The 21258-nt window shown below is 63.8% G+C and carries 17 protein-coding genes and 1 pseudogene; 6 read left to right on the forward strand and 12 right to left on the reverse strand.

The annotated features are described in order from the left end of the window. Positions 1 to 2: 2 nt before the first annotated feature. The 6 genes from IVB18_RS38005 to IVB18_RS38030 form a co-directional block, all read right to left on the reverse strand. The gene (locus IVB18_RS38005) at positions 3 to 1286 is read right to left on the reverse strand and encodes an acetyl-CoA C-acetyltransferase (RefSeq protein WP_247985373.1); all 1284 of its coding nucleotides are present in this window, start codon (positions 1284 to 1286) and stop codon (positions 3 to 5) included. Further along, complete coding sequence (locus tag IVB18_RS38010) at positions 1286 to 3553, reverse strand: acyl-CoA dehydrogenase (RefSeq protein WP_247985374.1); 2268 nt, start codon at positions 3551 to 3553, stop codon at positions 1286 to 1288. Before IVB18_RS38010 ends, IVB18_RS38005 begins: the two co-directional genes overlap by 1 nt. A gap of 343 nt (positions 3554 to 3896) precedes the next feature. Further along, positions 3897 to 4520, reverse strand: coding sequence for a flavin reductase family protein (locus IVB18_RS38015; RefSeq protein ID WP_247985375.1), 624 nt, complete (start codon positions 4518 to 4520; stop codon positions 3897 to 3899). Between the two features lie 138 nt (positions 4521 to 4658). Beyond that, complete coding sequence (locus IVB18_RS38020; RefSeq protein WP_247985376.1) at positions 4659 to 5258, reverse strand: TetR/AcrR family transcriptional regulator; 600 nt, start codon at positions 5256 to 5258, stop codon at positions 4659 to 4661. A 31-nt stretch (positions 5259 to 5289) separates the two neighbouring features. Beyond that, the gene (locus IVB18_RS38025; RefSeq protein ID WP_247985377.1) at positions 5290 to 8427 is read right to left on the reverse strand and encodes an efflux RND transporter permease subunit; all 3138 of its coding nucleotides are present in this window, start codon (positions 8425 to 8427) and stop codon (positions 5290 to 5292) included. Between the two features lie 239 nt (positions 8428 to 8666). Beyond that, positions 8667 to 9773, reverse strand: coding sequence for an efflux RND transporter periplasmic adaptor subunit (locus IVB18_RS38030; RefSeq protein ID WP_247985378.1), 1107 nt, complete (start codon positions 9771 to 9773; stop codon positions 8667 to 8669). Between the two features lie 176 nt (positions 9774 to 9949). Here IVB18_RS38030 and IVB18_RS38035 point away from each other — a divergent pair, with 176 nt between their 5' ends. Further along, positions 9950 to 10174 carry an antitoxin MazE family protein gene (locus IVB18_RS38035; protein WP_247985379.1) on the forward strand — a complete coding sequence of 75 codons (225 nt, stop codon included), beginning with the start codon at positions 9950 to 9952 and terminating at the stop codon, positions 10172 to 10174. After that, positions 10171 to 10524: a type II toxin-antitoxin system PemK/MazF family toxin gene (locus IVB18_RS38040; RefSeq protein WP_247985380.1), complete on the forward strand. Its 354-nt coding sequence runs from the start codon at positions 10171 to 10173 to the stop codon at positions 10522 to 10524. Before IVB18_RS38035 ends, IVB18_RS38040 begins: the two co-directional genes overlap by 4 nt. Before the next feature lie 70 nt (positions 10525 to 10594). Here the strand turns inward: IVB18_RS38040 and IVB18_RS38045 are convergent, their stop codons facing one another. Beyond that, on the reverse strand, positions 10595 to 11938 hold the full coding sequence (locus IVB18_RS38045; RefSeq protein WP_247985381.1) for an MFS transporter: 1344 nt from the start codon (positions 11936 to 11938) through the stop codon (positions 10595 to 10597). Between the two features lie 80 nt (positions 11939 to 12018). Between IVB18_RS38045 and IVB18_RS38050 the strand changes: the two are divergent. Further along, a pseudogene (locus IVB18_RS38050) lies at positions 12019 to 12447 on the forward strand (DUF2809 domain-containing protein). A gap of 253 nt (positions 12448 to 12700) precedes the next feature. Here the strand turns inward: IVB18_RS38050 and IVB18_RS38055 are convergent. From IVB18_RS38055 to IVB18_RS38065, 3 genes are all read right to left on the reverse strand, one after another. After that, positions 12701 to 13861 carry a crosslink repair DNA glycosylase YcaQ family protein gene (locus IVB18_RS38055; RefSeq protein WP_247985382.1) on the reverse strand — a complete coding sequence of 387 codons (1161 nt, stop codon included), beginning with the start codon at positions 13859 to 13861 and terminating at the stop codon, positions 12701 to 12703. A gap of 129 nt (positions 13862 to 13990) precedes the next feature. Further along, positions 13991 to 14239, reverse strand: coding sequence for a hypothetical protein (locus tag IVB18_RS38060; protein WP_247991825.1), 249 nt, complete (start codon positions 14237 to 14239; stop codon positions 13991 to 13993). A 121-nt stretch (positions 14240 to 14360) separates the two neighbouring features. Beyond that, positions 14361 to 14606 (reverse strand): hypothetical protein, encoded by a 246-nt coding sequence (locus IVB18_RS38065; RefSeq protein ID WP_247991826.1) that lies wholly within the window; start codon positions 14604 to 14606, stop codon positions 14361 to 14363. A 477-nt stretch (positions 14607 to 15083) separates the two neighbouring features. Here IVB18_RS38065 and IVB18_RS38070 point away from each other — a divergent pair, with 477 nt between their 5' ends. Next, positions 15084 to 15725 (forward strand): OmpA family protein, encoded by a 642-nt coding sequence (locus IVB18_RS38070; RefSeq protein ID WP_247985383.1) that lies wholly within the window; start codon positions 15084 to 15086, stop codon positions 15723 to 15725. Positions 15726 to 15776: 51 nt separating this feature from the next. On the opposite strand, the gene IVB18_RS38075 is transcribed toward IVB18_RS38070, so the two are convergent. Beyond that, positions 15777 to 17720 (reverse strand): PAS domain S-box protein, encoded by a 1944-nt coding sequence (locus IVB18_RS38075; RefSeq protein WP_247985384.1) that lies wholly within the window; start codon positions 17718 to 17720, stop codon positions 15777 to 15779. 97 nt (positions 17721 to 17817) lie between these two features. Next, the gene (locus IVB18_RS38080) at positions 17818 to 19248 is read right to left on the reverse strand and encodes a phospholipid carrier-dependent glycosyltransferase (protein WP_247985385.1); all 1431 of its coding nucleotides are present in this window, start codon (positions 19246 to 19248) and stop codon (positions 17818 to 17820) included. Between the two features lie 51 nt (positions 19249 to 19299). On the opposite strand from IVB18_RS38080, the gene IVB18_RS38085 reads away from it, so the two are divergent. Both IVB18_RS38085 and IVB18_RS38090 read left to right on the forward strand, forming a co-directional pair. Then, positions 19300 to 20001, forward strand: coding sequence for a FecR family protein (locus tag IVB18_RS38085; RefSeq protein ID WP_247985386.1), 702 nt, complete (start codon positions 19300 to 19302; stop codon positions 19999 to 20001). A gap of 2 nt (positions 20002 to 20003) precedes the next feature. Then, positions 20004 to 21152 (forward strand): hypothetical protein, encoded by a 1149-nt coding sequence (locus tag IVB18_RS38090; RefSeq protein ID WP_247985387.1) that lies wholly within the window; start codon positions 20004 to 20006, stop codon positions 21150 to 21152. Positions 21153 to 21258 lie beyond the last annotated feature (106 nt).

Consider the following 21258-nt stretch of genomic DNA (forward strand, 5'->3'; position numbering starts at 1 on the left):
AGTCACACCGCCTCGATCAGCATGGCGCCGCCGAGTCCGCCCCCGATGCATTCGGTCGCAACCCCGCGCCGCGTGCCGAGCCGCTTCATCGCATTGACGAGATGCAGCACGATGCGATTGCCGGAGGTGCCGACGGGATGGCCGAGCGAGATCGCGCCGCCGTCAACGTTGAGCCTGTCACGATCGATCTCGCCTGCGGCACCGTCGAGTCCGAGTATCTCGCGGCAGAATTTGTCGTCATTCCAGACTGCAAGGCAGCCGAGCACTTGCGTGGCGAAGGCTTCGTTCAGTTCCCAGGTCTCGACGTCCTTGATGGTGAGGTTGTTGCGCTTGAGCAGTGGCGTTGCGGACATCACCGGGCCGAGCCCCATGATGCTCGGATCGAGCGCAGCCCAGTTGCTGTCGACGATAGCAGCCTTCGGTGTCAATCTGTGCTTGGCGACCGCTTCGTCGGAAGCGAGGATCACCCAAGAGGCACCATCGGTGATCTGCGAGGAATTGCCGGCGGTGACCTGGCCCCAGGGGCGCTCGAACACCGGCTTCAGTTTCGCGAGCGTCTCGGACGAAGAGTCCGGCCGCACGCCGTCATCATGGTCGAAGAACTTGCCGTCGCGGGAGAACGCGGTTTCGACCTCGCCCTTGAGATATCCTTCCGCCTGCGCGTGCGCAAGGCGACGATGGCTCTCGGCAGCGTAGGCATCAGACTGCGCGCGGGTGATGCCGAAGAGATGGCCGACAAGCTCCGCGGTCTGGCCCATGTTCAAGTCCGTGATGGGGTCGGTCAGCCCGCGCTCCAGCCCGATGATCGGCTTGAGATAGCCCGGCCGCAATTTGAAGGCAGCCGCTAACTTCGCCGCCATGCCCTTGGCGGTGGCAAGGCCAGCGAACCAGCGCACGCCGGAATTCGGCCAGACCAGCGGCGCGTGGCTCAAAGCCTCGGTGCCGCCGGCGAGGATCATGTCGGCATGGCCTTCGCGGATGTAGCGGTAGGCGGTATCGATCGATTGCATACCGGAGCCGCAATTGATTTGCACCGTGAAGGCGACCATGTCCTCGCCCATTCCGAGCCTGAGCGCGGCGACGCGGGCCGGGTTCATCTCGTCCGCGATCACGTTGACGCAGCCGAGGATGACCTGGTCGAAGGCGGCAGGCGCAAACGGCTGGCGCGCCAGCAGAGGCCGGCCGCATTGCACGGCGAGATCGACCGGTGTGAACGGGCCGGGCCCCGAGCGCGCCTTCAGAAACGGCGTCCGGCTGCCATCGACGATGAAAACCGGTCGTGCCATCAGCTCGCCGCCCTCTGTTCACCGAGTTCCTGGAAGAACTGATGCACGCCGGCGGTTTTCTTGTAAATCGGCGACAGCGCCTCCGGCGCAAAATCGTCGACCTCGATTACTTTTGTGACAGCTTCGCGAGCCTCCGCAAGTTGCTCGCCTTCGGCCTGGGTGATCATGCCCTTGGCCACCGCGTCCTTCCAGTCACTTATGTGCGCCGCGCGCATGCGCTTGGCGATGGCATCGGTGCCTGCGACCAGCTTGAACGCACGCTCCAGCCGGGCAAAGCCGCCGTCATCGTCGACATAAGCGAGATCGGGCGCGAGGCGGTCGCGCGCGGCTGATGGCTCGAGCACGAGGCTTGCACATTGGTGCACGACGCGATCGCTTGGGCCGAGCACGCGGGCGCCGAAGGGCTGGACCACGAGCTTGAGGAAACCGGCGACGAAGCGGTTCGGCAGGTTGGCGAGGATCTCGGCCAGCCGGTTCTCGATGGTCCTGAAGCCCTTCGCCATGCACCATTCCAGCGCGGCAAAGTCCTCCTTCTGCCGGCCCTCGTCCTGCCAGCGCTTCAGCGCCGCCGAGAGCAGATAGAGCTCGGAGAGGATATCGCCGAAGCGCGCCGACAGCATCTCCTTGCGCTTGAGCGCGCCGCCGAGCGTGAGCAGCGCCATGTCGGCGCAGAGTGCAAACGCTGCCGAATAGCGCGAGAGCTGGCGATAGAATGGCGTCGCCTCGCCCGCGGCTGGCGCCGGCGCGAACACGCCAAAGGTCCAGCTTCGGCCGAACGCCCGGAACAGCGTCCGGAAGCTATGGCCGACATGTTTCCAGAACGTCTTGTCGAAGGCGGTGAGCCCACGCTCGCGGTCGGCGTCGGCGAGCGCATTCATCTCCTGGAGCAAATAGGGGTGCGCGCGAATGGCGCCCTGCCCGAACACGATGAGGTTGCGGGTCAGGATGTTGGCGCCTTCGACCGTGATGCCGACCGGACCGGCGCGGTGCAGATTGCCGAGATAGTTTTGCGGCCCGTCGATCACGGCCTTGCCGCCATGGATGTCCATGGCATCGTCCACGGCGGTCCGCATCCGCTCGGTCGCGTGCAGCTTCATGATGCCGGAGATGACAGCGGGATGAACGCCGGCGTTCAGTGCCGCGCAGGTCAGCCGCCGCGCCGCGTCGAGCTGATAGGCGGTTGCAACGATGCGTGCGAGCGGCTCCTCGACACCTTCGAACTTGGAGATCGAGATGCCGAACTGCTCGCGAATGCGGGCATAGGCGCCGGTGGTGCGGGCGGCATAGGCGGCTCCTGCGGCCGACAACGACGGCAGCGAAATGCCGCGACCGGCGGCGAGCGCCGTCATCAGCATCTTCCAGCCCTGCCCCAGCCGCTCTTGACCGCCGATGACGTAGTCGAGCGGAATGAAGACGTCGCGACCCCGGTTCGGACCGTTTTGAAACACCTGCATCGACGGCAGATGGCGCTGGCCGATCTCGACGCCGGGCAAGCTGGTCGGGATCAGCGCCACGCTGATGCCGAGCTCCTCCTCGTTGCCCACGAGATGATCGGGATCATAGGCCTTGAAGGCGAGGCCGAGCAGCGTCGCGACGGGACCGAGCGTGATATAGCGCTTGTGCCAGTTGAGTCTTAAGCCCAGCACCTCGCGGCCCTCGAGGATGCCCTTGCAGATGATGCCGGTGTCAACCATCGAGGCGGCATCCGAGCCGGCTTCCGGGCTGGTGAGACCAAAGCAGGGGATATCGCGGCCGTCGGCCAGGCGCGGCAGCCACCGCTCCTGCTGCTCCCTCGTGCCGAAGCGCATCAGAAGCTCGCCGGGCCCGAGCGAGTTCGGCACCATCACCGTGACCGCGGCGGCGATCGAGCGGGTCGAGATCTTGCGCACGACTTCCGAATGCGCATAGGGCGAGAAGCCGAGGCCGCCAAATTCCTTCGGAATGATCATGCCGAAGAATTTCTCGCGCTTGACGAAGGCCCAGACGTCCTGCGGCAGGTCGCGCCATTCCCAGAAAATCTTCCACTCGTCCAGCATGGCGCAGAGCTCGTCGACGGGACCGTTGAGGAAGGCCCGCTCCTCATCGGTCAAAGTCGCTGGCGCGATGCCCAGCAATTTCGACCAGTCGGGATTGCCGGTGAAGAGATCGGCGTCCCACCAGACGTCACCGGCCTCCAGCGCCTCGCGCTCGGTGCCGGACATCGCCGGCAACACGCCGCGCGCCCAGGAGAAGATCGGCTTGGTGATAGTGTCGCGGCGGAAGCTCATGGCTGACCTCATGCATCGGCGCGGATATCAGGCATTTTAGCGGAAAGTGGCGGAGACTGGCGAACACTTCGCCCGCAAAAAGAAGCGAATTGACGCGGCCGCGCGGCCCCAGGTCATAACGGCCGGGGTGCGGTGGCAGTTCCGGGGGGGACGAGCGGACCGAATGCCTCACACCGTCATTCCGGGGCACGCGAAGCGTGGACCCGGAATGACGAAATCGAGCGAGCGGCATAGTGCCGTAGCCCGGCTGGAGCGCAGCGTAATCCGGGAAACGTTGCGGGCGAGAAAGACCCGGATTTCGCTGCGCTTCATCCGGGCTACGCAATGTGCAGAAAGGCGGGGCTTAATCCGGCCGGACCATCTCGAACATGTTCTCCGGCCTGATCTCGAAATAGTCGCCACGGCGGCCGGCGCGCACAATCGGGCGGGCGGCGGCGGTCTGGTAGACGCCGTCCTTGATCATGGCCTTGTCGATGTGGACGGCGACGACCTCGCCGAGCGTCAGCCAGGCGTCGGCTTCCTTGCCGTCGGCGCCCTTGAGGCGGACGATGTCGGACACCTTGCACTCGAAGGCGACCGGGCTTTCGCCGACCCGCGGCACGTTGACGAGCTTGCCCGAAACGGCGGTCAGGCCGGCGACCTCGAACTCGTCGACCTCGGGCGCGACATGCGCCGCCGTCGCATTCATGTGCTTGGCCAAATCCATCGTGGCGAGATTCCAGACGAACTCCCCGGACTGCTGGATGTTCTCGACCGTGTCCTTCCAGTTGGTGGAGGAGAAGCCGATGATCGGCGGCACGTAGCAGAAGGCGTTGAAGAAGCTGTAGGGCGCGAGGTTGACGTGACCGTTGGTGTTGCGCGACGAAATCCAGCCGATCGGCCGCGGCGCGATGATGGCGTTGAAGGGATCGTGCTTGAGGCCGTGGCCCTTGGAGGGCTCGTAGAAGTACAGGTCTTTGTCGGTCACGCTGGTTTTTCCTGGTCCTGGTAGCCCGGATGGAGCGAAGCGTAATCCGGGACCGCCGCGCAAGGCTGAACCATCCCGGATTGCGCTTCGCTCCATCCGGGCTACGTCGGCCTGCTTATAGGAGAATTCCGGCGCCCGTCAGTGACGCGGCGACAATCCCGCAATGACGAAATCGATCATCTGGTCGATGGTCGGACCCGGCTTGGTGGCGCACTGGGCGATCATCTGGGGATGGAAGAAACGCATCATGGCGGTGCAGGCGCACATTGAGGCAAGCTCCAGGTCCGGCGCCTCGAACTCGCCGGAGGCGGCGCCTTGAGCGATCATCTGCCCGATCGCCGTGGTGATGAGCTCCATGTGGGCGACGCAGACCTCCCAGTCCTCCTGCATCGCGATCTCGACCATCTCGTGCAGCTTGTTGTCGCCGACATAGCGTTCGGTGTTCATGCGATGGATGGTGGTGAGCAGCTCGCGGAAGCGGTCCAGCACCGGACCGGGCCTGGCGACGATCCGCTGCGCTTCCAGCTCGACCTCGCCCATCAGCGAGCGGGCCACCGCCTGATGGATCGCCTTCTTCGATTCGAAGAAGCGATACACGTTCGCGGGGCTCATCCTGAGCTCCTTGGCAATGTCTCCGACCGTAGTCTTCTGATAGCCGATCTGGCGGAACAGCCGTTCGGCCACCTCGAGGATACGATCCCGGGTGTCGCCTTCGATATGCTCCGCAACCAGTGTCATTTGTCAGGACTCGTCAGTCAGCACTTTTCATTTATTCAGCCGCTTCAGCAAGCGGTATTGCCGGCTGGTCATCACTCCCATGCTGCAGCGCGGTAGGTCGCTCGGCAGAACCGGCCTCATCCAGGCTCTTGCGGAACCACAAGGCATAGAGACCCGGCAGATACAAGAGTGTGAGGAAGGTCGCAACGAACAAACCGCCCATGATGGTGATCGCCATCGGGCCCCAGAAGGCCGAGCGCGACAGCGGGATCATGGCGAGGATGGCGGCGAGCGCCGTCAGCACCACCGGACGCGCACGGCGGACGGTGGCCTCCACGATCGCCTCGCGCCGGGTCAGGCCGTGGGAGACGTCGGTCTCGATCTGATCGACCAGGATGACCGCGTTGCGCATAATCATGCCGGCGAGCGCGATCAGGCCGAGCAGCGCCACGAAGCCGAACGGGGCGTTGGCGACGTTGAGCCCCAAGGAGGCGCCGACGATGCCGAGCGGCGCGGTCAAAAACACCAGGATCAGGCGGGAGAAGCTCTGAAGCTGGAACATCAACAGCGTGAGCATCACCATGACCATCAGCGGGAAGAGGATGAAGATCGAGGCATTGCCCTTGGCGGATTCCTCGAACGCACCGCCCGGCTCGATCCGGTAGGCTGGCTCGAGATAGTTCTTGATGGCCTGGAGCTTCGGGGTGATCTGATTGGTGACGTCGGGCGCCTGCACGCCGTCGACGACGTCGGAGCGCACGGTGATCGCCATGTCGCGGTTGCGCCGCCACATGATCGGCTCCTCGTGGGCGTATTCGATCTTGGCGATCTGCTGGAGCGGCACCGCGACACCGTTGCGCGAGGTGATGGTGAGATCGCCGACGCCGCCGAGGTCGAGGCGTTCGGACGGGATCGCACGCGCGACCACGCTGACCTTCTCGATGCCGTCGCGGACGGTCGTGACCTGTGCGCCCGAGATCAGCATGGATAGTGCCTGCGAGACGTCCTGCGGGGTCAGGCCCATGGCGCGGGCGCGGTCCTGGTCGACGACGAGCTTGAGGTACGGCGACTGCTCGTTCCAGTCGAGTTGGACGTCCTTGACACTCTTGTTCTCCCGCATGACGTCACGGACCTGATAGGCGATCTCGCGCACCTTGTTGGCGTCGGGGCCGATTACGCGGAACTGCACGGGGAAGCCGACCGGCGGACCGAAGTTGAAGCGGTCGACGCGCACGCGCGCCTCGGTCAGCATGCCGTCGGCGACCGCGTTCTCGATCTTGGCCTTGACGCGCTCGCGCTCCTCGACGCCCTTGGCGACGATGACGATCTCGGCGAAGGCCTCGTTCGGTAGCTGAGGACTGAGGCCGAGCCAGAAGCGCGGCGAACCCTGACCGACATAGGCCGTATAGGTCTCGATGTCCTTGTCGTCCTTCAAAAGCGTCTCGGCCTTCTTCACCGCCTTCTCGGTAACGTTGAAGGCGGTGCCCTCGGGCAGGCGGAGCTGGAGGAACAGCTCGGGCCGCTCCGACAGCGGGAAGAACTGCTGCTGGACATGGCCGAAGCCGACGATCGAGACCACGAAGATGCCGACGGTCGCGACCACCACGGTGATGCGGTGATTGACGCACCATTGCACGATGGCGCGCAGGCCGCGGTACATGCGGGTCTCGTAGACCGCGTGCGGATCGTGATTGTGATGCACCTTGATATCAGGCAGCAGCTTGACGCCGATATAGGGCGTGAAAATCACCGCCACGAACCAGGAGGCGACCAGCGCGATCGCCACGATCCAGAAGATGCTGCCGGCATATTCGCCGACCGCGGAATTGGCAAAGCCGATGGGGAGGAAGCCAGCGGCCGTGACCAGCGTTCCCGTGAGCATCGGAAACGCAGTGGATTCCCAGGCAAACGACGCCGCACGATACCGGTCCCAGCCCTGCTCCATCTTCACCACCATCATCTCGACCGCGATGATGGCGTCGTCGACGAGCAGGCCGAGCGCGATGATCAACGCGCCGAGCGTGATGCGGTGCAGGTCGAGCGACATCGTGTTCATGACGATGAAGACGATGCCGAGCACCAGCGGCACCGACAGCGCGACCACGATGCCGGTGCGCCAGCCGAGCGCCAGGAACGACACGAACAGCACGATCACCAGCGCTTCCATGAAGGAGTGCACGAACTCGCCGACGGCATGCTCGACCACCTTGGGCTGGTCGGCGATGAGGCGAACGTCGACCCCCTGCGGCACCGCCTTCATGAATTCAGCCGTCGCCTTCTCGACCTCCTTGCCGAGGTCGAGAATGTTGGCGCCCTTGGCGGTGACGACGCCGATACCAATCGCGGACTTGCCTTCCTGGCGCACGATGAAGCTCGGCGGATCGACATATCCGTGGGTGACGGTGGCGATATCACCCAAGCGGAACACGCGGCCGTTGCTCTCGACCGGGGTCTCGGCCACCGCCTTGGCGCCGTCGAGCGCGCCGGTGACGCGCAGCGGCACGCGCTGCGACGAGGTCTCGACCGTGCCGGCAGGGGTCACGTTGTTCTGCTTGGCAAGCGAATCGAACAGCGCCTGCGGGGTGATGCCGAGCGTGGCGAGCTTGGCGTGCGAGAATTCGACGAAGATGCGTTCGTCCTGGTTGCCGTAGACGTCGACTTTGGTCACGCCGGGCACCTTCAGGAGGCGCTGACGAAAACCCTCCGAGACCTTCTTGAGCTGGGCGTAGTCGGCGCCGTCGCCGGTCATCATGTAGAGGATGGAATCGACGTCGGAGAACTCGTCGTTGACGACAGGCCCCAGAACGCCCGATGGCAGCTGGCCCTGCACGTCGGCGAGCTTCTTGCGCAGCAGATAGAAGAGATACGGCACGTCCTTCGGCGGCGTCGAGTCACGGAAGGTCACCTGGAGCGCGGCGAAAGCGGGCTTGGAATAGGTCTGCACCTTCTCGAAGTAAGGCAGCTCCTGGATCTTCTTCTCGATGGGATCGGCGACCTGGGTCTGCATCTCCTGCGCGGTCGCGCCCGGCCAGATCACCGAGATGTTGACCACCTTCACCGTGAAGAACGGATCCTCGGCACGCCCGAGCTTCTGATAGGAGAAGAAGCCGGCGGCGCCGAGCACGATCATCAGGAACAGGACCAGCGTCGGATGGCTGACGGCCCAGGCCGAAAGATTGAAGCGCTTCATCGCACTCTCCGTAAGACGATCCAATTGCCAAAAAAACGACAGCCGCTCTGTTCAACCCGTCAATGCGAGGCAGCGAAGCAATCCAGGGGGCTGGGCAGATTCTGGATCGCTTCGCCGCTTCAGCCTTTCGCATTTGCGCTAGGGCCGAAACTCACCTCGCAACGACGAAACTCTTTATTGTTTGAGCATGTTCTCGATCGGAAAATCGCTGCACACTTTTCCGGATCATGCTCCGCTAATTAGAAAGACAGCGACGACACGATCCGCACCTTCTGGCTCGGATCAAGTTTCTGCACGCCGAGGGCGACGATTTTGGCGCCCTCTTCCACACCGCTGGTGATGACGACGTCGTTGCTCTCGTAGGACTTCACCGTCACCGGCTTCAGCGTGACCGCACCGTTGTCGTCGACGACGTAGAAGGAGGGCTTGCCGCCTTCATTGAACAGCGCCGACAGCGGCAGCCGCGCGACGCGTTCGGTCGCAGCATCCGACAGCGTCAACGTCGCGGTCATGCCGAGCGCGACGTTGTCGTCGGCTTCGGGCAGCGAGAATTTTGCGAGATAGGTGCGCGTGGCGGAATCCGCGGTGGGCGCGATCTCGCGCAGCTTCGCCGCATATTTCCTGCCCGGCTCCGACCAAAGGGTGACGCTGGCGGCGCCCGATTTGGCACGTCCGACCAGCGTCTCAGGGATCGCGACGACCGCTTCCTTCTCGGCAAAGCGGGCGACGCGGATCGAAGCCTGGCCCGCGGTGACCACCTGGCCGGGCTCGATCAGCGTTGCGGTGACGACGCCACGGGCGTCGGCGTTGAGCGTCGCGTAGGAAAGCGAATTGTTGGTCAGTTCGACCGAGCGCTCGGCCCGGTTCAGGCGCGCACGGGCCTCGTCGGCGGAAGCGCGGCTCGAATCCATCTGCGCGTCGGTGGTCCAGCCCTTGGCCTTCAGATCCTTGGCACGCTGCTCGGCGGCGGCGGCCTGGGCCAGCACGCCGGTCGCAGCGGTCTGCTCGGCCACGGACTGCTCGGCCTGGAGCTTCAGATCGACCTCATCGAGGGTCGCGAGCGGCTGGCCGATTTCGACGGTCTGGCCGACTTCGACCAGGCGCTTTGCGACCTTGCCGGCGACACGGAAGCCGAGATCGCTCTCGATCCGGGGCCTGACGGTGCCGACGAAGCTGCGCTCCGGCGTTTCGGCGTCGTAATGGGCGGTGGCGACCAGAACCGGCCGCGGCGGCTCGGCCTTCTGGGCCACGGTATCGTTGCATCCGGCCAGCGCAGCGGCCATCAAGGCCAACGATACACCTGCCAAAAGCTTGGAATAGCTCGACAAAACTGACCGGACGAACATCGGAGGACACCCCTGCGGCTGCGTTGTGAGGAATGTCGACTAATCACTGATAAAAGTCAATAATCGTCAGTCATCAGGAATGCGTGATCGTTGGGGTACTAGGAAAGGTAGGGCGGGTCCCGCTGGCGAGGCGCCGGGCTCCAATGTTAAGGTTACATGTAACCGATGGAGTCCAGATGCCCACTTCCTCAAAGGCCAAGTCGTCCCGTGTGAAAGTGCGAGCGCACCGCGATCGGCTGCGCGCACAAGGGCTGCGGCCGATCCAGATTTGGGTACCGGATGTCCGCTCGGCATCCTTCCGATCTGAAGCCCATCGCCAATCTCTTGCGGTCGCAACCAGCGCTCATGAACCCGAGGATCAAGCCTTCATTGATGCCGTTTCCGATTGGGCGGACGAATGAAGCGGGGCGATATCTGGACAGTGGCTGGCGGCAAGGACTACGCGGGCAAGCCGCGCCCCGTCGTCATCGTGCAGGACGACAGCTTTGACGCCACGGACTCAATCACCATTTGTGCCTTCACGACCGATAGAATCGAAGCGCCTCTATTCCGGCTGCAGGTTGAGCCGAACGACGGCAACGGCCTTCGAGCTCCTTCACGGCTCATGGTGGACAAGATCACGACGGTCCCGAAATCCAAGGTCGCAACGTGTATTGGGCGCCTTGATGATGAGGACGTAGTACGTCTTAACCGCGCCATGCTCGTCTTTCTCGGGCTGGCCGGTTCGCAAAGAACAGCTGCCGACGGCTAAGCCGTCTGCCCGCGTGTCCTAACAAAAGCCGCAGGATACCGGCCCTGGCTTTCGCCAGGGCTACGTAGGCTCACCGCCCCTGTTCGGCGAACTCGTGCTTGCTCTCGTGACCGCCCGCAAACACGAGGATGCCGGCGATCAGCGGCAGGACCGCGAGTACCAGCAACCCCGTCGAGGTCTGGCCCGTGGCTTCCTTGACCCAGCCGATCAGGTAAGGGCCGCCGAAGCCCGCGAGGTTGCCGATGGAGTTGATCAGCGCGATGGCGCCGGCGGCGGCCGTGCCCGAGAGCCAGGCGGTCGGCAAGGTCCAGAACACGCCGAAGCAGCAGAACACGCCGATCGCGGCGACCGTCAGCACCGCCATCGTCATGATGGGATCGGTGAGGTAGCTGGAGGCGCCAAGTGCGACGGCGGTGAGCAGCAGCGGTGCGCCGACATGCATCACGCGCTCGCGCGTGGCGTCCGAATGCCGCGCCCACAGGATCATGGCGATGGTGCCGAACAGGTAAGGGATCGCGGTGACAAAGCCGGTCTGGGCGTTGGTGAGGCCGAAGGCTTTGACGATCTGCGGCAGCCAGAACTGCATGCCGTAGAGCGCGCCGACGAAGCCGAAATAAACCAAGCTTAGCGTGATCACCTTCGGTGAGGACAGCGCCTCGCCGAGAGTAAGGTGCTTCACCGCCTGCTTGGCGGCGATCTCGGAATCGAGCCTCGTCTTAAGCCAGGCCTTCTGCTCGGCCGAGAGCCAGTCCGCCTTCTCCGGCCTGTCGGTGAGGTAGAACCAGGTGACGATGCCGAGCAGCACCGAGGGAATGCCCTCGATGATGAAGAGCCACTGCCAGCCCTTCAGGCCCATCACGCCGTCCAGCCCGAGCAACAGGCCCGAGACCGGCGCGCCGATCACGGTCGAGACCGGCACGGCGATGGCGAAGGCGGCAAGGAAGCGGGCGCGATATTCGGCCGGGTACCAATAGGTGAGATAGAGGATGATGCCGGGAAAGAAGCCGGCCTCGGCCACGCCGAGCAGGAAGCGCAGGATGTAGAAGCTCCATTCGCCCGAAACCGTCGCCATCAGCGCCGAGATGATGCCCCAGGTCACCATGATGCGCGCGATCCAGCGGCTGGCGCCGAACTTTTCCAGCGCCAGATTGCTCGGCACCTCGAAGATGAAATAGCCGATGAAGAAAATGCCCGCGCCCCAGGAGAAGATCAGCGGCGTGAACTTCAGCTCCGCATTCATGGTCAGCGCGGCAAAGCCGAGATTGACGCGGTCGAGATAGGAGAAAAAGTAGGCCAGCACCAGGAACGGAATCAGGCGCCAGGAGATGGCGCGGACGGTGGAGGTCTCGATTGCAGTTTTATCGGTGTTCTTGGCGCCGCCGGCAGAACCGGCAAAGGTCGTGGTCTGGCTCATGGCTTTCCCCCCGGGGTTATTGCTTTTATGGGCTGGGGTCGGTTTTGAGCATCGCCGCGAAAGAGTCAATGGAGCGAGCAATGCGCGGGGCGCAGCCGGATAAACCTGTTGCGCCGCTACGGACATCCCTGATCCGCGCCGCGCTCGCCCTTGTCGTGATCGCCTGCGGGCTATCCCTGCGCCGGTACGGTTTTCTCCTCGGCCTTCCCGCCTTCGTCGTGAAGTATGGCGGCTCGCTGCTGTGGGCGACGATGGTGTTGCTGCTGGTCGGCGCTTTGCTGCCGCGCCTGCCGCGAAGCCAGCTGGCTTCTATCGCGGCGGCGATTGCGATCGTCGTCGAATTCTCCCGGCTGGTGCATTCGCCCTGACTCGACGCGTTCCGGCTCACCACCGCGGGCGCACTGCTTTTAGCGCGCATCTTCTCGCTGTGGAATTTGGTGGCCTATGCGGTGGGGATTGTGTTCGGCGTTTGGGTCGATGGTCTGGTAGGGTGGGCAAAGGCGCCTTAGCGCCGTGCCCACCAAATTCCTCCACCGACGAGGTGGTGGGCACGCTCCGAGGCTGGGCAAGTATCCAATGCATCTTCAATGCTGTAGAAAATTATCCGTTGTTGTACGAGGAGGCAGTCAGGAAATTCCATCAAAGTCGCCTTGGGCCCACGCGATAAGAACGATGTTCTACGACGCGGCCGCCGCAATGAATACTTGCCCAGCCTCTCCGCTTTGCCCACCCTACAAGTTCAGGAGCGATTGCGATCCACGATCACTCCGCCAGTTGAAACCGCTCGAAGCGGTCGAGCTCACCCTCGATTTTCTGCTTGAGCTCCTTGCGCCCCGCCGTCTTCTTCCCCTGCCCGACCCAGGTCCATTTCTGCATCAACAGTTTCTTGCTCTGCCGGTCGGTCTTGAGGTCGAGCGCGGCGACGATCTCGTCGCCGACCAGCACGGGAAGCGCAAAGTAGCCGAGCTTGCGCTTGGCCTTCGGCACGTAGGCTTCGAACAAATGGTTGTAACCCAAGATGAGGTTGGTGCGCTTGCGCTGGATGATCAGGGGATCGAACGGCGAGAGGATGTGGACGAGATCCGGCGACACCTCGCCCAGCTCCAGCGCCGACGGCCGCGCCCAATGCTCCTGCTTGCCGGCGCCGTCGATCGTCACAGGCACGAGCTCGCCGCGGCGGACGCGCGCGGCGATCAGGCCCGCGACCGGCTTCTTGCTCGGCGCGTCGAGATGGCAGATCGAGTCAAGGCTCACCACGCCTTGCGACCGCAGCGCGCGATCGAGCAGATAGGTCGTGATCTCCTTCGCCGGCGCCGGCTTAGGCAGCGTGTCCCAGCCGAAATGGCGCATCATCAGCTCGTAGGTCTTGAGCATGCCTTGACGCTCGCTGACGGTCACGACGCCGGTATAGAAGGCGAGCTGCAACGCCCGCTTCGACGGCTTGCGGCTCTGCCACAGATGCTCCTTCTCGGTGAGCACGTCGTCCTCGATGTCGCGGATCGTCAGCGGGCCGGCGCGCACCAGCCGCATCACCTTGCGCATGTCGGCCGGCGTCACCGACGCAAACCATTTGTGCCCCTCGCGGCGGTGCTCGCGCATCGCTGGCAGAAAGAAGCGGAAGTCGCTCGCAGGCACGTAAGACAGCGCATGGGTCCAGTACTCGAACACGCTTCTATCGTTGGTCTGGGCATGACGCAGATCGGCGCGGCGGTAGGACGGGATGCGGCTGAACAGGATATGGTGGTGGGAGCGCTCGATCACATTGATGGTGTCGATCTGCACATAGCCGAGATGGGCGATCGCGTCTGCGACGGCCTGCGCACCCTCCCCGAACGGCGCTCGCGCGTCCAGCCGCTGGGCATGCAGCCAGACCTGCCGGGCCTGTGTCGTGGTGAGCGGAAGCGGCTTGGGTGCGCGGGACATTGCGGAATGCAATGTAGCGAGATTCGCGCCAAGAAAAAGAAGAAGGCAAGGAAGCCGGCCAGCGAGCAGACAAAGAAAAACCGCGCTGCCATCTGCTGACAGCGCGGTCGAATGGGGCGCGCCTCGCGCCTACTTCATCGACATCGCCTTCTGCGCCTTCATGTAATGCATGCAGGCGCTCTTCATCTTGCCGTTGCTCATGTCGGTGTTGGCCATGGCCATTTCCTTGTTCATGGCCGTCTTGGCCGGCGTATCGGCTGTTCCGCCCATCATGGCGGCGCTCTTCATCATGTTATCACTGGTGCACGCCATCATCGCGGCGGATGCTGGGGAAACGGCGAACGCGACAAAGGCTGCGGCTGTGAGCAAAATCTTCATCGAAAAGTCTCCTCCGTAAAACGAAACCGGCGTCATGCCGGCCTTCGCAACTACGTATTCTCTAGCGAAGACGTTTCGTGGAGAAGACAATTTTCTTGCTGCGGTGCGAAGGCGAAGGGCTCTAACGGCCATCCTTCGGGGCTTTGGACCGGTCGCCGACGCTGCCGGTCGCGACGTCCGGCTCGCACGAGGCCTTGCCCCGCCCCTCCGCCTGGCAGCGATAGACGCTGCCGGTGAGGCGGTCGACCAGCCACATATTCTCGTCGGCCGGACCCTCGAGCCCGACATAACGGGAGGTGAGACCCGTGATCAGCGTCGACAGCAGGATCGCCATCGCGATCATGGCCGCGCCGACATAGATGGGCATGGAGCTCAGGGACACTGTCCGATCCGGCGGGCCACTGCGATAGAACTGGTAGTCACTTGGCCTCGGCACTGGATGGAACTGGCTCCTGTTCGCTTGCTGTGGTCGAACGATGGATTCTGCTAGGCGCGCATCTGGCCGAAAACTTGTTCGTAGACGGGCCGTCACGCGACGGCTTTGCGACGATCAATGTCCACGGCTTTCTGCAAGCCACGGAGATGAACTGCACAACCAGGTGTGCCGTTCCGTGGCCCCTTCCCCGAGGGTGGCGGGCGGCGTAGCCCGGAACTCATGCTCCGGATCCACGCCTCGCCTAACGGCATGGTCGGCCGAGATGCCTTGGCGGCCGTCCCGCCCGGCATTAAGATCACGCCCGGAACTTATTGTTTCCACCGTGACGAGGATCACATCAGGGCTTTTGAACCTTCCCTATGCTCGCAGCATCAAATCGCCATCAGGCGTAACAGCGAGGATACGACAATGACCCGTTTTGATAAGTTTTTTGGACTGAGGGCGATTGCTCTCTCGGTAGCGCTGTCGATGACGGCAGGGCTGGCATTGGCCGGCGACAACAACGTCTCCGCCAACCAGATCCTGGACGCGTTGAAGCCGAAGCCGGTGACCCGTGGCCTCTCCGCTGGTCCGCAGGCCGATCCGGCGGTGCAGGCCAAGGAATCGACGTTTCTGAACACCGTGCGCAACCGCTCGACCCGGTCGCTGTCGACGGGCGAGCGCGAGCAGATCGCCGAGCTCGCGGCGACCAAGCCGAAGATCGATCTGGAGATCCAGTTCGACTACAACTCGGCTGACATCGCCAAGACGTCGGTGCCGTCGGTGCAGGCGCTCGGCAAGGCGCTATCCGATCCGTCTCTCAAGGGCTCGACCTTCGTGGTCGCCGGCCACACCGATGCGATAGGCACCGAAGAGTACAATCAAGGGCTCTCCGAACGTCGCGCCGACACCATCAAGAAGTATCTGGTGCAGAACTACGGCCTCACCGGCACCGATTTGGTCACCGTCGGCTATGGCAAGACCAAGCTGAAGGACACCGCCAACGGCGCCGATCCGATCAACCGCCGCGTCCAGGTCGTGAACATGGACACCAAGACGGCATCAAAGTGATCTGACGACCACCTCCCGCTTGCCGCTCGTGCGGCAGGCGGTGAGCGCCGTTCAGACCGGCACCGGCGCGGAGAGAGCCTCCCGCAACAGACACGCAAGCTCCGCCTTGCGATAGGGTTTTTCCAGGATCAGAGCACCCTGCCGGACGTGGCCGTTCGCCGCCAGCGTTTCCAGGGCATAGCCGGACGTCAGCAGCACGTGTAGCTCGGGCCTGACCTTGCGCGCGAGGCCCGCCAACTCCCAGCCGCTGATGCCCCCCGGCATGACGACATCGGTGAACAGGAGATCGACGTGCGGCGCAGCCTCGAGCTTCTGCAAGGCCTCCTTGCCGTCGACGGCGGAGATGACCTTGTAGCCCAGGCTCTCGAGACTCATGACCGCATAGGACCGGACGAACGGATCATCCTCGACGATCAGCACCGTTTCGGAACCGCTCAGCGCCACCTTTTTGTCGACCGCCAGCGGCACGCCCTGCGTCTTCGCCGCCGCGGCCGGAAGATAGATCCGCACCGTCGTTCCCAGACCCGGCTCGCTGTAGATGGTGACATGGCCGTTGGATTGCTTGGCGAAGCCGTAGACCATGCTGAGCCCCAGCCCGCTGCCCTTGCCGACCTCCTTGGTGGTGAAGAAGGGCTCGAACGCCCGTTCCCGCACCCGCTTCAGCATGCCCGTGCCGTCGTCGGTCACGGCGATCACGACGTACTCGCCGGGCCCGACCTCCGGATGCGCATTGTGATCGCCGGCATCGATCGAGGCGTTCGCCGTCGAGAGGGTCAGGTGTCCACCGGACACCATCGCGTCCTGGGCGTTGAGCGCGAGGTTGAGGATTGCCGATTCGATCTGCACCGGATCGGCGAAGGCGTACCGGAGTTCGGAATCGGAATGCGTGGAGATATCGATATCCTCGCGAAGAGTCCGCCGCAGCAGCTTGTGCATGGATTCGACGAGCTTGTTGCATTCGGTCTCGACCGGCCGCAGCAACTGCTTGCGGCTGAAGGCGAGCAGGCGTTGCGTCAGCTCCGCGCCGCGTTCGCCGGCGCTACAGATATCGTCGGCGAGCCGCTTCAAATCCGCTCGCGACACCAACTGTTCGCTGAGATATTCGGCGTTGCCGACGATCACGGTGAGAAGATTGTTGAAATCGTGCGAGATGCCGCCGGAGAGCTGCCCGACCGCCTCCATCTTCTGCGCCTGCATGAGCTGCGCCTCGGTGCGCTTGCGCTCGGTCAGGTCGTGGATCATGCCGACGAAGATGGACGAGCCGTCCTGCCCGGCCTCGCCGACCGAAAGATCCATCGGGAAGGTCGTGCCGTCCTTGCGCTGCCCTGTCACCTCGCGGCCGATGCCGATGATCTTCTTCTCGCCGGTGGTGATGAAATTGCGGACATACCCGTCGTGCTCGGAACGGTAGGGCTCCGGCATCAGCATCCGGACGTTTTCTCCAAGAACCTCGTCGGCCTCATATTTGAACAGCTTTTCGCAGGCCGGATTGAATTTCAGGATGATGCCGTCGGAATCGATCAGGATCACGCCGTCGACCGCCGTATCGACCACCGCACGCAGCCGTGCCGCACTTTCGCGCAGCTCGCGCTCGACCCTTTCGCGCTCGGTGAGGTCATGAACGATGCCGACGAAGATCGACTCGCCCGTGGCCTGCTTGGCCTCGCCGACCGAAAGATGCATCAGGAATGTCGTACCGTCCTTGCGCTGCCCCACGACCTCGCGGCCAATGCCGATGATCTTCCGCTCGCCGCTACTGTGATAGTTTTGCAGGAAACCATCATGGGCATTGCTATAGGACGACGGCATCAGAACCTTGACATTCCGGCCGATGACCTCGCTCGCGGGATAGCCGAACAGGTCTTCGCAGGCCGGATTGAACATCAGGACGCAGCCCTTCGCGTCGATCAGGATCACGCCGTCGACCGCGGTGTCGACGACGGCGCGTAGCCAGTCCGCATTGGAATGGTCCGGCCTGACGATGCGCTCCTCCACCTGATGGCTCTCCGATTCAGACGATACGTGCCCAGTCCACACGCCCTGATTGATTCAGGCAACAGGATTCTGCGGCTGCTATGCACGCCAGCGGGCACTAGATCCAATTCTGGAACAACATCAGCCGGTTGAAGGTCTGCATCGAGGTCCCAATGAAGGCGGCCGAGACCGGCAGCATGACCACGAAGCCAATGGCCGCGACGCCGACATAGGCCCATAGCAGCCAGCGCGGCAGGCCGTCCCTGCGCAGGACATAGACGAGCGCAAGCGAGGCTGCGGTTGCGGCCGGCAGATAGTAATAGATGAAGCCGAGCGTGCGCGGCAGCAGCGCCCAGGCGAGCCAGGGGCCGAAATAGAACGCCGCGATCAGGAACGCATCCCACCGCCGCGTCACGATGAAGTCGCGCAGCACCACGGCGAGCGCGAGCAACGCCGGCCACAGTACCACGGGGTTGCCGAGCAAGACGATCGCAGAGACGTGGTCCTCCGCGGTCTTGTCGAACAGGAACCACACCGGGCGCATGAGGAGCGGCCAGGACGGCCAAGAGCTCATATAGGTATGGCCGGCGATCGCGGTGGTGGTGTTGTCGGCAAATATCCGGCGCTGCGCCTCGATCAGGTCCGACAGCGACAATCCATAGAGCGGGACGAAGGCCGCAAGATATGTCGCCGCCGGCAGGACGGCGAAGCAGAGCGCGACATGATGCGTCCTGAGATCAGGCCAGAGGTCGGGCCGATACCAGTCACCCGGCTTCGCGTCGGCAAACAGTGTGTGCCAGCCCTGCATCAGGCGGATCACCGCGACGATGACGATGCAGACGCCGAGCGGAAACAATCCGCTCCACTTGCAGGCGGCGGCGAAACCGAACAACGCGCCTGCGAGCGCAAACAGCGCATGCGGCCGTTCCCTTCGAGAGCCGTGCATGAAGGCCGCCGTCGCGAGCAGGCCGAAGCCGAGCGCAAAAATGTCGAGCATCGCGATGCGCGCCTGCACGTAGATCATCTGGTTGAAGGCCGCGATCAGCGCTGCGGCGATTGCAGGCCCCTGCGCGGCGAACAGCGCGAGGCCGCACAGATAGATCGCCACGATCGCGAGCGCACCGAACAGCGTCGCCGGATAGCGCCAGCCGAGCGCGTTGTCGCCGAAGGCCGCGATCGATGCCGCGATCAGCTCTTTCGCCAGCGGCGGATGCATCGGATTGAGCACCGGCTGCGACGCCGCGGGGCCAAGCATCTGCCGCGCGGCCGGCACATAATGCACCTCGTCGAAGACGAATTTTTCCGGCGTGGTGAGACCGATCAGCAGCGCGAGATGCGCGACCAGGAAAATCGCGACAGCAATCACTGCGCTCCGCGACACTTTTGGAACCGCAGGCAATTCAAGCGGCTTTTGTGGAGATGTTTTGCGTGTCAAATCTGCTTCACCGCGGAGAAAAATAAAGACGGTACTTTTCATTGAACGCATTCCGCCGCAACTGTCACTAAGCATAGCGCACGTCCCGCGCCGCTTGTGATAATTTCGCCACATCGCAAGCACGCGTGATCCGGTACGATCAGGGACACATCGATCGGTTGCGACATGAATTTTCGTTTCTGGCTTTTCTCCACACTGCTCTCGGCCGTATTGTGCGCGGCGTTTGGCGCCCAGGCGCAGACGCGCGTCGGCGAAGCCGTCGTGATCCAGAACGAAGTGGTGCGCGTGGCCGCGTCCGCGACGCCGATCAATGTCGGCGACAGCATGCTGCGCGACGAGACCGTGCGCACCGGCGCCGACAGCGCGGCACGCTTCGTGATGGCGGACAGCACCAATTTGTCGCTCGGCCCGAGCGCGACGCTGAAGCTCGATCGTACCGTCTTCAACGACGAGCATAGCTATCGCGACGTCGCTATCCGCATGACCACCGGCGCATTCCGTTTCGTCACCGGACATTCGGAGAAGACCGCCTACAAGATCACGACGCCGCTCGCGACCATCGGCGTGCGCGGCACCACCCTCGACATCCTCTCCCAGCGCGGCCGCTCCGTCGTCGTGCTTCAGGACGGCGCGGCCAGCGTCTGCACATTGAGCTTCCAGTGCGTGCAACTCACCCAGCCCGGCGACACCGCGGTCATCACCTCGACCGGCGGCAAGGTCAGCATCACCAAGACCAACACGCCGCCGTGGACGTTCGCCGCGACCTGCGCCGCGAGTGCCGGGCTGTGCTCGGTCAACCAATACGCAGACGCCTCGCCGACCATCGCGCCCGCCGTCCAAGATGACGGCATGCTGTGCGGGCGCTGATGATGGCGAAACTCCACTTCAGGCGCGTCATCCTCGCCGGCGCGCTCATCGCCACTGCTATTCTTGCGCTTGCCGCGCTCGGGGTTCGGCCGGCCGCAGCCCAGGCGACTTGCGAATCCGAGTGCGGCGAGCCGACGCCTAACCCGTCACCGACATATTCGCCGACACCGGCGCCGACCTACAGCCCGCCGCCGACGCCAAGTCCCTATCCTTCGTCGTCGCCGAGCCCGTATCCGTCGCCGAGTCCGACGCCGACCGGCGCCGATTCCAGCGGCAATTCGATCGGCGGCCTCGCCAATCAACGCTTCAACCAGATGATCACCAACCGGGTGCTCGGCACAGTGCTGCTCGGCGTCAACGAGCAGGTCAATTGCAGCGACTGCATCAGCGCGTTCGGCTCGGCCGGCTCGTTCTCGGCCGGCATCCACGGCCGCAAGGAGCTGACCAACAATCTGTCGCTGCTCGCCGGCATCGCCTACACGCAATACAGCGAGGGCGGCTACAACATCACCAGCGCGCCGATCGGCGCCTTCGCGCTGCGCTATGACTTCACCGATTGGGGCTCGTCGCGCCCGTTCTTCGATATCGGCACGATCCTGACGCCTTGGGAAAAGGCACGCTACACCCGCAGCTACAACACCAGTCTCGGCCCGGTGAACGTGACGAGTTCGACCAACGCCTCTAACTATGCCGTGTATGGCCGCGCCGGCTGGATGAGCCGCGTGTCACCGCGTGACGAGGTCGCGGCCTCGATCGAGGTCTGGCAACTCTGGCAGCGCGTGTCCGGCTATGCCGACAGCGCGGTCGCGTTCAATCCGTTCGACGCCACCCTTGCGACCGGCACCGACCGCACCAGCCTGGTCAAGATCGGCGGCCAGTGGACCCATCTCTACGGCAGCAACATCGAGGCCAACGTCAATGGCGGCTGGGTGCAGTCGTTCGCCGGCCACAGCGGCATCGTCGCCACCGTGACCGGCGACGGCATGGTGGTGCCGACGATGGGTAACCAGGGCTGGTTCGAATATGGCGGCCGCCTCGGCTTCCGCGTGTCCAAGGGATGGATCGTCGACCTCTTCGCCAACGGCACGCTCGGCCCGCAGCCGGTGGGCAACACCATCCACGGCGGCGTGGGGTTGCGGATCAATTATTAGACTAAGGCGGAGCCACCGATGTCATGCCCGCGCAGGCGGGCATCCAGTACGCCGCGGCTTCTTTCGTATCACGGCGCCGTCTCTGGGATACTGGATCGCCCGGTCG

It is taken from the genome of Bradyrhizobium sp. 186 (assembly GCF_023101685.1).
Lineage (GTDB): Bacteria > Pseudomonadota > Alphaproteobacteria > Rhizobiales > Xanthobacteraceae > Bradyrhizobium.